Genomic DNA, 13,145 nt, shown 5'->3' with positions numbered 1-13,145 from the left:
AAGGATATCCGCTGCTTACAGGGTATATTCAACGAAACCGCAAGTAAACTGCCGCAATCGAACGACAAAACGCATTTCACAAAAAAATATAAGGCATTCTATAGGTGTTCAGCTGATTCGTTTTTATATCGGAAAAGTTTTTTGCAACCTTTTTGGTCATGTCTCGTCTGATACGGTATAAACGGCAACAAAAATTTCACATAGAGGTGATATACAATGAGAATCAAACATAAATTTGTGATGTTATCCGCTACTGCTCTGCTGGCTCTGTCTTTTGCTGGCCATAGCTTCGCGGCTTCCACTCCGTTCACCGACGTTAATCAGTCTTCTGTTAAAGATAAAATCGCTTCACTACAGGAAAGGGGAATCGTTAAAGGCGTGAGTAACGACGAGTTTAAACCGGATGCATCCATCACAGCTGCCCAAGGTATTCAATTGATTGTGAATGCACTGAATTTGAACATCGATAACATCAGATTTTTCAAAGCGCCGCTAGCGACTGACTACTTCGCTAAAGCTAACAATGACGCCTGGTATGCAGACGCTTTAATCATTGCTGCGAATAATCGACTTGAGCTGCCAGCCGATCTTGACCCCGCCAAGCCATGGACAAAAGAAGAATTTATCCACTATTTGATGAAAGCCGCCGAAGTGACAAACAACCTGCCGCTTATCAACATTAAGCCTTTGGAATTCGCCGATGAAGCCGATCTGGACGTACAGTATCAAGGAGCTGTTCAACGGGCGCTTGTGTTGAAAATCGCGGATCTTGATGCGGACGGCAAGCTCAATCCAAAGGAGGAAATTTCCCGCGCAGAAGCAGCGGTTTTGACCTATAATGTGCTGGAGTATATTGCTGCGCATCCAGCTCCAGCTCCAGTCGAGCCGGAAACGGGAGCCGCCGAGTAGACGCAAGCCCGCTCCCCGCCCATCCCGTTAAATTCCTGGTGCCTGCCACAATGCTGCATCGAAACAAACACAAAAGCAGCCCACTCTTCAAAGGGAGTGGGCTGCTTTTGTGTTTGTTTGAATAGTTGATTATAGCAAGTCAATATTGAAACATTTCCTCCAGTTCAACAATTAGGAAAAAAGATATATACTCTTATTCGTATATCCTATATAATCAAAAACAGATAATAGTTCTTTATAACTGCATAATTAGGATTAAATTCTCATTATTCTTCGTCATATAGTTCTATTTGTCTATACATTCATATTTAGGGGGATATAAAGTGTATATTAAAAAATCTTTTTTTGTATCATCTTTAGTAGCATGCGGCTTGGTATTTGGAACAGTAGGTATTTTTGCAGCAAGTGGTGTCGAGAAAATCCAAGTATTTCTCAATCACGATATTAAATTCCTTGTTAATGGTTCTTCTTGGACACCTAAAGATAACAATGGCAAAGTAATGGCTCCTATTGTGTATAACGGCTACACCTATTTGCCGGCAAGAGCGGTATCCGAGGCTGTAGGTGCCAGCGTCAAATACGAAAGCAGTTCACAAACGATTCAAATTACAGCTAGTGGAACTTCTTCTTCAAACGAAGGTGTTCCATATAATGACGATACTGACAGTACAAGTACTAGTCCAGCTGCTACACCTGCTCCTACTGCAAAACCGACTGCAACGCCTGCTCCTACTGCGAAGCCGTCTACAACGCCTACTCCTAGCAGCACATCGTCATCCAGCTTTAAAACAAATTGGCCAGCAAATGTGACTCTGAGCAGTGTAAGCAAAGAAAACAAAACACAAGTAGTGCAGCTACTCAAATATTTCTCAGCTGCTTTGGAAACAAATGATTACAGTCAGTTTAATAGCTACGTAGATAAATATGTTGAAGATAAAACCGAAACTAACAAGTACTTCGAGGGTAAAGATTATTCAAAAAAATTATTCAAGGAAACAGTAGAAGGTCTTCAAAAAGCTAATGATAAAAACACGATCAAAAAATATGCAGCCGCTCTGAAAAATGCAACTGTTTCTGATATTAAAGATGGTATTTCTCCTTATAAAAGCGTTTATAATATGGATGTAAGCTTTAACTTTATACCCGAAGATTTTTCTGCATACAGTAGCACCTATGTATATTTTAAATATCAAACTTTCGCTGACGGATCGTTTGGCTTAAGCAGCATTGATATTCATTAAGATTTTACTTTAAGATTAGCTAAAAACTGAGCCTGGATGATTGACACTCCTTTCCTTTTGATAAGGAATGTCAATCACCCAGGCTTTTTTCTGCTTAATATTAATAATGTTGTCTTCGCAAAACGATGTCTGGCTCCACCGTAATTTCAAAAGCGCGGTCCCAAATAAATTTTGGATTATCCCGCTTCAAAACGACACGGGTATATGGCGCAAGCGACCATCTTCCATCACGGATTTGACGGATCGCGCAGGCCGGGGACGCTGAGCCAATGCCGAAAGCCTTTTGCTGGGCAAGTGTCGTCGTATTTGTCTGCATGCGGCCCTGCAAAAGCGCAGTCAACAGCTCAAAGTCGCTGGTGGAATTGAACAGCCGCATATTTTGATCCGCAGTCACATTCGTATATGGCGAGCGTCCGCGAGACTCCGTGCGTACTTCCGCGATTGTAACAACCTTGTAATAATAGTCCTTCAGAAAACGCTTGAACAGCAGCGAGCCGTGTGCATCCATGGCCGCATCGAGCACAGCCGCATGCGTCTCCATCGTCAGGCAGGCATAACGTGACTGAGCCATGCCAAGTGCCATGCCGATTTTATTGCCGGCCGTATTCCAGCCGCTATAGCCAAGCAGGCTGCCCGTGTATTTGCTGCCTAGCAGCGCCGTCGTAACAGCCGCATTTGCCGCGCCGCCGCCTGTAAAATCAATCACAATCGTCGGCCGCATATTCGCCGCATTTTCAGCCTCACGGCTCACCGCATTTCCCGCTTGGTCAACCGCGGTAATCGCAATGATTTCTATATCGCTCTCGATGCCTTCGCAGCTGTCCACCGCTTCCCCGCCCACAATATCGATATGGCGCAGCAGGTTTTGATGAACATCCATATATTCATAGGGATTCACAATCGCCCGGCCATCCGGGCCAAAATATCGGATTGCAAAGCGCGGCTTGAAGTTCACACAATATAGTTTTTTCGCCATGCGAGCCAGCAAGGAATGTCCTAATCCATCAGCATCCGGCAAAATAATAGCCCGCTCTGGGTTTTGTCCATCCGCGCCGCCAAGCCACTCATTAATCCGATTTTCCACAAAAGCGATCTCATTCGCCTGAATCCCGTCAATATAGGCATCGTCAACGCCAATGGCGACAAAATCAATATAGCCCTCCCTTGCGAGCTGATCCAGCATGTAATACGTCGTCGTCAATTTATGGCGCTTCGCATTATAATATTGCTCCTTATCCACGTAGACGGTATCAGGGAAGCTCGTTCCATCCGGCTGAATATCGTAGCCATTCAAAATAGCCAGCAGCTCCGTCTCCTGCTTACGCGGCTTTTGCATGAGCGTACGCGTCTCGGTATAGGCTGGCATCGCCAGACCGTCTACGAAGACGGTAGAGGCAAGCCGCATAATCGTATCGAGCACATAAATAGGCTTATACGGATAAGCCTGCTTGACCTCGCGAATAACATCAAGCAGCTCAGTCGTCTGCGAGTCATATGCAGGATATGTACCTTCAGCAGTAGCGCGCAAGCGCCTGCTCCCAATAAGCCCGCCATACACAAGCATATCCAGAGAAATTATAAAACCGTCCACCTTGGAAGCATGATGAAAAATAAAACGGCGAATATGCTCCGGCTTGCCGAACGTCGGGCCAGAGGTACCGGTCACAAGCGTTCCGTCTGTCGTCATGTGGGAATCGAGGCGGTTGCGAATATCTCCTACTGGCGGCACAATTACTTGAATACCAGCGGCTTTGCCTTGCAAAATAATATCGTCCAAATTCGCTGGACGGTCGTCGAGCGGAATGTATAATACTTTTTTCATTTCAATCACTCCATGAAGTAAGGGTAGGCACTTCTCATTGAAATATCTTGTACCTTCACTTATGTAGGTAACCTTTTCGTTAGAATAACAACCATAAAAATATTTTAATTCTTCAGTACAGTTCTCAATCGCCTTGAGAGGACACTTGAAAACCCGCATCTGAAAGTGCGGCTGCTCCAAAAAGTAGAAGAGCGCGCGCCTTTTGCTGCGTTTGAACAGCCATCTGATGTTAATGTGAATGAGATAATCGTCAGGCCTAAGGCAAGCTTAGCTTAAGTCAAGCCATTTTTAAATTTAACTTAGGGCGTGTATGCAACGAAAGCGAGCCAGATTAGGATAGAAGCCAGCATCAATTATATTCCTTCTATATAATGGGAATGTCACAGCTCATAAATGTGAACATATGTGCCAAAAGGCTGTTCTATGTTCTTCGTAACAGGGGGTAACCCGTTACCCCATCATAAAGATAAAATTGGCGGACTCAGGAGCCGCTATTTTAACAAAATCATGTTTAAGACATAGTCTGCGGACTCAGGAGCCGCTAATGCGCAGCAAATAGCCATTTTGACGGGATAATGAGAGCGATAACGGTTTTCCTGTCCGCTTACGGCATGAAATCGATTTAAAAGCCAGAATAGCGGAACCTCAGTCCTCCAAAAAAAAGAAGTGAATGTCCCTCGTTTCCTGGCCTCACCAACAATCACAGACTGCGGTTCCCCTGCCCTTGTCAGATGAAATTGCTTTCGAATATGCACTATGCAAGGTGCAGCAGACCGATTCCAGCTTGCTTACACATCCCCTAAATAACTGTAAAATAAAAAGAAGCCTTGAATATCAAGGCTTCTGGAAGTTTTAAGTTATGGTGCGGTAGACAGGATTTGAACCTGCACGTCCATTGGACACTACCCCCTCAAGATAGCGTGTCTGCCGTTCCACCACTACCGCACATTTAGGGAAGTCTTACAAGAAAAGATGGTGAGTCATGTAGGATTCGAACCTACGACACCCTGATTAAAAGTCAGGTGCTCTACCAGCTGAGCTAATGACTCGCACTAACAAAAAAATAAATGGTGACCCGTAGGGGACTCGAACCCCTGTTACCTCCGTGAAAGGGAGGTGTCTTAACCACTTGACCAACGGGCCTTAAATGTCGCACACTGTGATATTAGGCGTAAAAAAAAGACCGGCATGTTGAACGGCCTTCCGTTACAATCACTTTTGAGAAAAAATATGGCGGAGAGAAAGGGATTCGAACCCTTGCGGCTGTTACACCCTAACGCTTTAGCAAAGCGCCCCCTTCGGCCTCTTGGGTACCTCTCCATGTGTGGCTCCCCGAACAGGACTCGAACCTGTGACAACTCGATTAACAGTCGAGTGCTCTACCAACTGAGCTATCAGGGAATATTTTGTTTTTTCTCAGTGTTGCCTGTGAACCGCGGCGACAAGTAATAATTTATCATGTATCTGAATTTAAGTCAAGCGTTTTTAAAAATAATTTTCCACGACATTTTCCGCACGCATATTTTGCAGGATTTATCCGCCTTTTTCGCATGTATTCCATCCCGCATTCCTTGCATACAAGCTTGTACCGAAATGGCTCTACACGGCGCTCCGGCAGCGATTGGCAGTACCTCGAACCGCCCACCTGAGCAAGCAGCCGCTTAAAATCCTCATCCCGGTGACGATAGCCTCTTTTCAAAATATGTAGATGATAATGGCACAGCTCATGCTTAATTATTTTTTCTGTTTCGTCCACTCCGAACGTCGATAGTTGATAAGGGCTAATTTCAATATTATGCGACTTCATAAAATATCGTCCGCCCGTTGCCTTCAAACGACCGTTAAAAGTTGCCAGATGTTTGAATGGCCGTCCAAAGCTTTCCAAGGACACCCGCTCCACCCATTGCTGAAGCTCCTCGTCTTTCATCGTCTGCACCATAAATCTTGATTCTCCCTTGTTCATTTGTTCTCTTGCACTCTAGTTTGCCAAATAAAATAACAACCGTAAAGAGGGCCAAAAAAGTGCAGCAAATTCCGACTCGTTTTTCTGGCATTTTTGCAGCCCATACGCTACACTGTCAAGTAGTGATGCACTTTTATGGCACAGCAGCAATAAACAGCTGCATGATGCAGCGAATGTTTTGAGGGGAGAATCCAATCATCTTATGCCAACGATGCGTTTTGTACTAATGAAAAACAATGATCAGGTCTTCTTTGTAGAAATGCCTGATACGCATGCCTATCAATTAAGCGCCCTTAACTTGCGCCTGCACAAGGAGCTGGACAAGCTTACTGCTGAGCAGGTGCCTGCGCTTCCATATGCGATTGCTGAATGTGACCGCGTAGAGCTCCATGACAGCTCGATTCGCATTGCTTCGGGCTTAGACTACATTAACGAGTTGGAACGCGAATTTGCGGCTGTTAAAGAGTCTGCTTACCCGCTTATTGCGCTGCTCACGGAAATTCGTGCGCTGCAAGCTCAGCTTGAGCAATGGTACGAAGATGAAATCGGCTAAATAGGACCTGCACGGACATTCGCCCTTCCCCATATGGTAGTAATACATCAGGGATGACCGGGAGGAGGGCGATCCACTATGCCGCAGTGGCTGTGCAATCAAATGATGCGTGCGTTTCATAAGAAAGATCGCAGGCAAATTAAGCTGCTAAATGAATGCTGGTATTTTTATCGCAGCAAGCAAAGCACCAAGGATACGGACAATAACAACGAATTGACGATTCGCCATTGAGCGTCATAGCAAGCGTAAACGGCTGTCGCTGTCCTCTGGCGGCAAAGCTGCCGTTTCTAGGGTGAAAGATAAGAATTTATAAGGGTGCAGCTTATACATTCTTATCTTTTTTTAAAAAAAGAAGCCTCCGGCTCCCACTAATTGCAGTGGCTGCCAGAGGCTTCTTCGTTTATGATTATGAATTACATTTTGTTGAAAAATGCAATGTCGTTGATCGGCAGACGCGTACTCGGATGTCCGGTTTGGGAAGCTTTGCCGATTGGCAGCAAAATGTTCAATGCATAACGCTCTGGAATGTTCAGCAGCGCTCTTACTTTATCGCGATCGTAGCCGCCCATAGGCACGGTATCATAGCCTTTGGCTTTTGCTACTTGCATAATTTGCATCGATACGAGGCCTGCATCAAATACAGTCACTTCATGCAGACGTTCCTTTGGAATGGATGTGTACAGCTTTTGCGAGTTGGCAGCGAACGATTCGCTCATCTCTTTGGTCATAAGGCCAGCTTCCGCCATTGAACCGTAAATCTTTTCAGCATTCTTATACATTTCCAGGTCGCCCAACACGACGATAACAGCTGCTGCGTCCACAACCTGCTGCTGATTGTTCGAGATAGGCAGCAATTGCTGTTTGAGCTCCTCGTCCGTTACAACTAGAAAACGCCAAGGCTGCATGTTCGACGATGACGGTGCTTTAGCGGCAATTTCCAAAATTTCCGTAATTTCCGCTTCTGTCATTTTTGCAGTATTGTCATAGTGGCGCACCGAGCGGCGATCGCTTAATACTTGATAAAAAGATTGATCCAGCTGTGTTTGTACAGTCATGATAATTCCCTCCGAATATCGTTTATATAAGTGCAATTCTTACTGTGCGTAATATAACACAGTTGATTTCAAAAAAAACATCTGCTACACAAGCAATAGTATAGTCCTCCATCTACTCACTTGTCAATCGTATATTTCTAACTATTTTATAGTTGGTTATCTGTTACCTTTTTAAGGTCGCAAACCCGTCTCGTCAGCTGTTCAATTGTCCCTTGACCAAGCATTTCGAGCGCGCTATTTTTGACTCCTTCAGAAATTTCACCAAATGCCTGACGCATTTCCTGTCCAAATTCATGCTCTCCAGTCGTCTGCTCCAGCCCTTTGCATAAAGGCTCGCCTAGTTGAAGCGCTAAATACACATCTGCGAGCGTAATTGCGCCTGCAGAACGGCTTAGCTTGTAGCCTCCGTCCTTGCCTTCCTTCGTTGCCAAAAGCCCCTCGCGGGCAAGCTCCGCCATCACGCGACGCAGCAGCGTTGGCTCGACCTGGAGCCGTTTTGAAATTTCTGCGCTTGTGCATGGCTGATCCTTATGAGCAAGCACAACGAGCGCCTGAAGCGCTATGCCAAACCATTTATGATGGGGAAAAGTGCTGCATTTCTCGGCTTGCATAGATAGTCATCCTCTCTGTCACATAACAGGGTCATTCATTATATTCCCTGTTAAGTATGACGGACTTGCCGGCAATCGGCAAGTCCGTCTTTCAAGCTTTTATTAACCTGGCTTGCGCATCGTAAGGCCAACGCGCCCTTTTTTCACATCTACGGTCAGTACCCAGACGGTAACGGTATCCCCTACAGAAACAACGTCCATCGGATGCTTCACGAATTTATCGCTTAATTGGGAAATATGGACGAGCCCGTCATTTTTAAGCCCAATATCGATAAAAGCGCCGAAATCGATGACGTTGCGAACCGTGCCCTGCAGCTCCATGCCCGCTGTCAAATCCTCCAGATTCAGCACCTCGGTATGAAAAATAGGAGCGGGAAGCTCCTCCCGCGGATCGCGTCCGGGACGCAGGAGGCTGTCCACAATGTCGCGCAGCGTTGGAACCCCGACGCCAAGCTCAGGAGCAACGGAAGCCACATCAAGCTCTGTCAGCTTCTGCTTCAGCTCTTCCGAGCCAAGCTGGTTCAGCTTAACGCCCAGATGGGCAAAAAGCTTGTCCACGACCGCATACGACTCGGTGTGGATTGGTGTCGCATCCAGCGGATTGGCCGCTTCAGGAATGCGCAGGAAGCCGATACACTGCTCGTACGCTTTCGCACCAAGACGCGGCACCTTTTGCAGCTGCGCCCGCTTCACGAAACGGCCATTTTCCTCGCGGTATTTGACGATGTTGCGAGCTGTTGTTGCATTAATGCCTGCCACATAGGACAGCAGCGACGCTGAAGCCGTATTAACGTCTACACCAACATGGTTAACCGCTGACTCCACGACAGCGCCCAGGCTTTCATCCAGGCGCTTCTGGCTCACGTCATGCTGGTATTGGCCGACGCCGATTGCCTTTGGCTCAATCTTAACCAGCTCGGCCAGCGGGTCCTGCAGCCTGCGTGCAATGGACACGGCGCTGCGCTCGGCAACGTCAAGCGAAGGGAATTCCTCGGCTGCCAGCTTGGAAGCCGAATACACGCTCGCCCCTGCCTCGCTGACAATAATATATTTCAGCTCGAGACCAGGCGCAGCTTGGCGGGCTTTAATCAGGTTCGCAATAAATTGCTCCGTTTCCCTTGAGGCCGTCCCATTGCCAATGACAATCAGCTCGACTTTATATTTATCAATCAGGCCATTAATTAAACGCTCCGCTTCCACTACTTTATGATGCGGGGCAGTCGGATAGGATACAGCCACCTCCAGCAGCTTGCCTGTATCGTCTATGACCGCCAGTTTGCAGCCTGTGCGGAAGGCGGGATCGACGCCAAGCACGACATTGCCGCGAACAGGCGGCTGAAGCAGCAGATTGCGCAGATTTTCCGAAAAAATCGAAATCGCGTGCTCCTCCGCTTTATCCGTCAGCTCACCGCGAACCTCGCGCTCAATGGACGGCGCTATCAAGCGTTTATACGAATCCTCAATGACGGCAACGAGCACGCTTCGCACCGCTTCAGCTGTATGATTCCGTAAAATTTTACGACCAACATGCTCATGAATCCGCTCTGTGGACAATTCGAATGCTACCTTCAGCACATCCTCGCGCTCGCCGCGATTAATCGCCAGCACGCGATGAGGAGGCAGCTTGCGCAGCGGTTCATTGTAGCTGTAGTACATTTCGTATACAGACTCCGCTTTCGCATCACGTGCCTCGGTACGAATAAGCGAATGATCAAACGTATGCTTTCGCACCCAAGAGCGAATCGACGCGTCATCCGCTATATTTTCAGCCAAAATATCCATTGCCCCTTGCAGCGCTTCCTGAGCGCCGGGAACACCTTTGGCCTCATCGATATATTTAACTGCCTCGGCGAGCGGCTCTCCTTGACGGGGCTGCGACCAAAGCCACTGGGCAAGCGGCTCTAATCCACGCTCCTTCGCCACGCTCGCCCGCGTCTTGCGCTTCTGGCGATACGGCCGATATAAATCTTCGATTTCCTGCAGCTTTACGGACGCATTGATGGCTAAGCTCAATTCCTCGGTTAGTTTGCCCTGCTCGTCGATAAGCCGGATTACCTCACGCTTGCGCTCTTCCAAATTACGCAAATATTGCAGTTTTTCCTCAATCGCTCTAAGCTCGGTTTCATCCAGCTCGCCCGTCATTTCCTTGCGGTATCTGGAGATAAACGGAATCGTATTGCCTTCATCCAGCAAGGCGACAGCCGCTTTCACTTTAGTAACCGGGATAGACAGCTGGGCAGCTACGCCTTTAATAATCCGTTCATTTTCCGCAGCTATTTGCTCCGCTGTCCGTTCCACCTTGCCAGTTGGTCCATCGAGTGCTTCACTCGTTATATTCGTCGTCGTATTTGCCAAGCGGTACGCACCGTCCTTTTGCATTTTCATAGCCTGCTTGTTTTGCCGCAGGTGGGCTTCTCCCTATTTTACCATTATGTTGGGCAAGTGTTCAAAATCATTGAACCGCCTATACATTTCAAATGTGCACAGCTACCGGATTCAGCACAAAAAACCGCCAGCCGCAGGCGGCAAATGCCACGCTGGCTGACGGTTATATTGCTTGTAAAAGCCTAAGCGATTATCGCGTAAAAGGATTATTCGCCTTCTCAAAGCCAATCGTCGTCCGCGGGCCATGCCCCGGATATACTTTAACCTCATCAGGCAGCTTGTAAAGCTTGCCCTGAATGGAATCGTATAAATCCCGCTCGCGGCTGCCCGGCAAATCCGTACGTCCAACGGAAAGCCTGAACAGCACGTCGCCAGAAAAAAGATCGTTGCCGCGCAAAAAGCTCACGCTGCCTGGGGAATGCCCCGGCGTATGCATAACGCGAAATTTCTCGCCCAGCAGCTCCAGCGTCATTCCTTCATCCAAGGCGTATTCCGCCGGATCGGTCGTCAGCGGCGGCGTTACTTCCTGCCAGCGCATGGAACCATTTTTCCCAGCATCCGTCAGCCAGTCGGCCTCCAGATCGTGAATATAAACTGGGCAGCCTGCCGCTTTGCGAACCTCATCCACACCGCCCATATGATCGAAGTGGGCATGCGTCAGCAAAATCGCCTCAATATGCGTATCGGCAATCCGCTTCAGCATACCTTTCGGGTTCATGCCCGGATCAATGATGAGGCCCCGTTCCTTGCCTGTTTCCTCATCCTTTACCGTGAGGAGGTAACAATTTGTCTGGAGAGGTCCCAGCGCAAATGACTCAACTCGCATTTCACTCATGATCAGCGCTCCTATTCTTCTGTTTAGAACGACTCCAGCAGATCGCGCAGCTCTTTCACAATAACCGAATGATAGCCTGTGCCTTCGCCGTAACGGCGGCCCATTTCTTGGCGAACAAGTCCAAGCTTGTCTTGATAATCCGCTGCTTCACGGTCTGGATTTTCCAGCTTGAATGCGGTCATCGCTTCTTGAACATGCTTAGGACGCGGTCCCCATTGTCCGAGCACATGGCCGCCTGTATCTGCAATAATAACGATCGGCACCGCGCGGCCGCCCATGGTCAAAAACTGCTCCATCGTATCGAGATGCTCCTCCATAATGAGCACCTCTGTTGGAACGCCGCTATTTTCGAGCACACGGAATACAACCGGAATATTGCGAATGACATCGCCACACCATTCTGCCATTAAAATCAAGCAGCGCAAATCGTCGCGGTTGTTCAGCGATTCGAAAAATTCACGATCGCTTTCATCCGTCCATGCAAACTGATTGTACCAGTCTTGAAAAGCCTCTTTATTTTTCTCCATGCCGTCGATGAATTGCTGCGGGCTAATGCCTTTATTCAATTTCTCTGCTACGCTTTTGCTCATAATTAATTACCCTCTTTCTCCTGTTATATGTATCGTAGGTTCATGCGGATCAGGCTGCATTACGCTGATTTCTTACGTGATTTTCTAAATTTATAAAGCGAATAAACAATGATTAACAATACTGCGAGAATAATAGCTGGAAGCACATAATCCTTCGCCTGCTCATGAATATTTTCCCAATTTTCGCCAAGCGAGCGGCCCAAATGGACGAACAATAGTGCCCATGGCAGGGAAGCAGCTGCGGTAAGTGCAGTAAACAGCCAGAAATTCATCTTCGCCATGCCTGCAGGAATCGAGATGACCTGACGCATGACGGGAACGAAACGGGCTGTAAATACAATGCCGGAGCCATATTTTTTGAACCATTCTTCGGCTAGGTCGACATGCTTCTTTTTAATTTTAATATATTTTCCGTATTTCTCCACCAGGGGACGTCCGCCGAATCTGCCGAAAGCATACAAAATCCAGTTTTGCCCAACCGCGCCGAGCGTTCCAAAAAAGACGGCGCCCGCGTAGGAAATTTCGCCTTTGTACACCAAGTAGCCGCCAAAGCCGAGTACAATCTCGCTTGGAATGACCTCCATCAGCAAACCGATCAAAATCCCAAAGTAGCCAAGGCTTTCAATCCATAAAAGCAGGGTATGCAAAATCTCCGAAATGCTATCCATCACGCTTGCCTCTCACATCCTCTCTAAACTACTGCTTCGTTTGTTATTCTACCACACCGAAGGAAGGCTCATCCAGTCGAAACCGTGCAGGTGACGTTCATACGGGCGGAAGCATACATATAGAGGAAAGAGAGGAGCGGGTCTGCCATGAAGCCTACTGCCCAGAAGCATGACTCAAGCCTGCCTACCGCTCGCAAAATACGGCGTGCCTGCAGCAATGAGCTGTACCGTACGGCCAAACGTTTGAAGCTGTGGGTGTCCAAAGAAAAGCTTGATCAGGCGGAAAATTTGTATTTTAATAAGGTAGCAGTCAATCTGCTGTGGATTCACGAGCATAAAAGCAATCGCAAGCTGCTCGCGGATTGGTGGGATGAGAACGTCTCCGCTGAAATCGCCGAGCTATGGGAGACGGATCGTTCGAAGCTAAGCGAAGCCTTCCGCGAGTCGTTTGGCGGGTAAGACGCTCCCCATGCGGGCATACGAAAAAAAGCAGGGTTTTTCTATGGGCCGCCG

At 47.7% G+C, this 13,145-nt stretch carries 13 protein-coding genes and 5 tRNA genes; 5 read left to right on the top strand and 13 right to left on the bottom strand.

The genetic code is table 11. The features are described 5' to 3' along the window. Nucleotides 1-216 precede the first annotated feature (216 nt). Together AC50Y5_RS07635 and AC50Y5_RS07630 are read left to right on the top strand one after the other, a co-directional pair. Nucleotides 217-909: an S-layer homology domain-containing protein gene (locus tag AC50Y5_RS07635; RefSeq protein WP_494859571.1), complete on the top strand. Its 693-nt coding sequence runs from the start codon at nucleotides 217-219 to the stop codon at nucleotides 907-909. A 323-nt stretch (nucleotides 910-1,232) separates the two neighbouring features. Beyond that, nucleotides 1,233-2,150, top strand: coding sequence for a stalk domain-containing protein (locus tag AC50Y5_RS07630; protein WP_494859569.1), 918 nt, complete (start codon nucleotides 1,233-1,235; stop codon nucleotides 2,148-2,150). A gap of 100 nt (nucleotides 2,151-2,250) precedes the next feature. Here AC50Y5_RS07630 and AC50Y5_RS07625 read toward each other — a convergent pair whose 3' ends face one another. The 7 genes from AC50Y5_RS07625 to AC50Y5_RS07595 form a co-directional block, all read right to left on the bottom strand. Beyond that, entirely contained in the window at nucleotides 2,251-3,972 is a 1,722-nt protein-coding gene (locus AC50Y5_RS07625) for a DUF4127 family protein (RefSeq protein WP_494859567.1), read from the bottom strand. A gap of 860 nt (nucleotides 3,973-4,832) precedes the next feature. After that, nucleotides 4,833-4,917, bottom strand: a tRNA-Leu gene (locus AC50Y5_RS07620). Nucleotides 4,918-4,945: 28 nt separating this feature from the next. Then, nucleotides 4,946-5,021, bottom strand: a tRNA-Lys gene (locus AC50Y5_RS07615). A 19-nt stretch (nucleotides 5,022-5,040) separates the two neighbouring features. After that, nucleotides 5,041-5,115, bottom strand: a tRNA-Glu gene (locus tag AC50Y5_RS07610). Nucleotides 5,116-5,203: 88 nt separating this feature from the next. Then, nucleotides 5,204-5,292, bottom strand: a tRNA-Ser gene (locus AC50Y5_RS07605). A 5-nt stretch (nucleotides 5,293-5,297) separates the two neighbouring features. Beyond that, nucleotides 5,298-5,373 (bottom strand) — tRNA-Asn (locus AC50Y5_RS07600). A 55-nt stretch (nucleotides 5,374-5,428) separates the two neighbouring features. Continuing rightward, a complete protein-coding gene (locus AC50Y5_RS07595) occupies nucleotides 5,429-5,911 on the bottom strand; it encodes a SprT family protein (protein WP_442952525.1) in 483 nt (160 codons plus the stop codon). Between the two features lie 226 nt (nucleotides 5,912-6,137). Here AC50Y5_RS07595 and AC50Y5_RS07590 point away from each other — a divergent pair, with 226 nt between their 5' ends. Both AC50Y5_RS07590 and cmpA read left to right on the top strand, forming a co-directional pair. Then, a complete protein-coding gene (locus AC50Y5_RS07590; protein WP_056034079.1) occupies nucleotides 6,138-6,488 on the top strand; it encodes a hypothetical protein in 351 nt (116 codons plus the stop codon). Between the two features lie 78 nt (nucleotides 6,489-6,566). After that, the gene (gene cmpA / locus AC50Y5_RS07585) at nucleotides 6,567-6,719 is read left to right on the top strand and encodes a cortex morphogenetic protein CmpA (protein ID WP_099516750.1); all 153 of its coding nucleotides are present in this window, start codon (nucleotides 6,567-6,569) and stop codon (nucleotides 6,717-6,719) included. 182 nt (nucleotides 6,720-6,901) lie between these two features. Here cmpA and AC50Y5_RS07580 read toward each other — a convergent pair whose 3' ends face one another. The 6 genes from AC50Y5_RS07580 to uptA form a co-directional block, all read right to left on the bottom strand. Continuing rightward, nucleotides 6,902-7,543 (bottom strand): nitroreductase family protein, encoded by a 642-nt coding sequence (locus AC50Y5_RS07580; RefSeq protein ID WP_056034082.1) that lies wholly within the window; start codon nucleotides 7,541-7,543, stop codon nucleotides 6,902-6,904. 146 nt (nucleotides 7,544-7,689) lie between these two features. Beyond that, the gene (locus tag AC50Y5_RS07575; protein WP_056034085.1) at nucleotides 7,690-8,154 is read right to left on the bottom strand and encodes an RrF2 family transcriptional regulator; all 465 of its coding nucleotides are present in this window, start codon (nucleotides 8,152-8,154) and stop codon (nucleotides 7,690-7,692) included. A gap of 102 nt (nucleotides 8,155-8,256) precedes the next feature. Next, nucleotides 8,257-10,533, bottom strand: coding sequence for a Tex family protein (locus tag AC50Y5_RS07570; RefSeq protein WP_494859564.1), 2,277 nt, complete (start codon nucleotides 10,531-10,533; stop codon nucleotides 8,257-8,259). Nucleotides 10,534-10,729: 196 nt separating this feature from the next. Further along, complete coding sequence (locus AC50Y5_RS07565) at nucleotides 10,730-11,365, bottom strand: MBL fold metallo-hydrolase (RefSeq protein ID WP_494859738.1); 636 nt, start codon at nucleotides 11,363-11,365, stop codon at nucleotides 10,730-10,732. A gap of 32 nt (nucleotides 11,366-11,397) precedes the next feature. After that, a complete protein-coding gene (locus AC50Y5_RS07560; protein ID WP_494859562.1) occupies nucleotides 11,398-11,964 on the bottom strand; it encodes a thioredoxin family protein in 567 nt (188 codons plus the stop codon). Between the two features lie 59 nt (nucleotides 11,965-12,023). Beyond that, nucleotides 12,024-12,632 carry an undecaprenyl phosphate transporter UptA gene (gene uptA / locus AC50Y5_RS07555; protein ID WP_056034095.1) on the bottom strand — a complete coding sequence of 203 codons (609 nt, stop codon included), beginning with the start codon at nucleotides 12,630-12,632 and terminating at the stop codon, nucleotides 12,024-12,026. 147 nt (nucleotides 12,633-12,779) lie between these two features. Here uptA and AC50Y5_RS07550 point away from each other — a divergent pair, with 147 nt between their 5' ends. After that, nucleotides 12,780-13,091 (top strand): dehydrogenase, encoded by a 312-nt coding sequence (locus AC50Y5_RS07550; protein ID WP_494859560.1) that lies wholly within the window; start codon nucleotides 12,780-12,782, stop codon nucleotides 13,089-13,091. The last annotated feature ends 54 nt before the right edge of the window (nucleotides 13,092-13,145 follow it).

Source organism: Paenibacillus sp. JT22N7 (genome assembly GCF_059383875.1).
The sequence above is the reverse complement of the archived record's forward strand: the minus strand, read 5'-3'. Positions and strand labels throughout refer to the sequence as shown.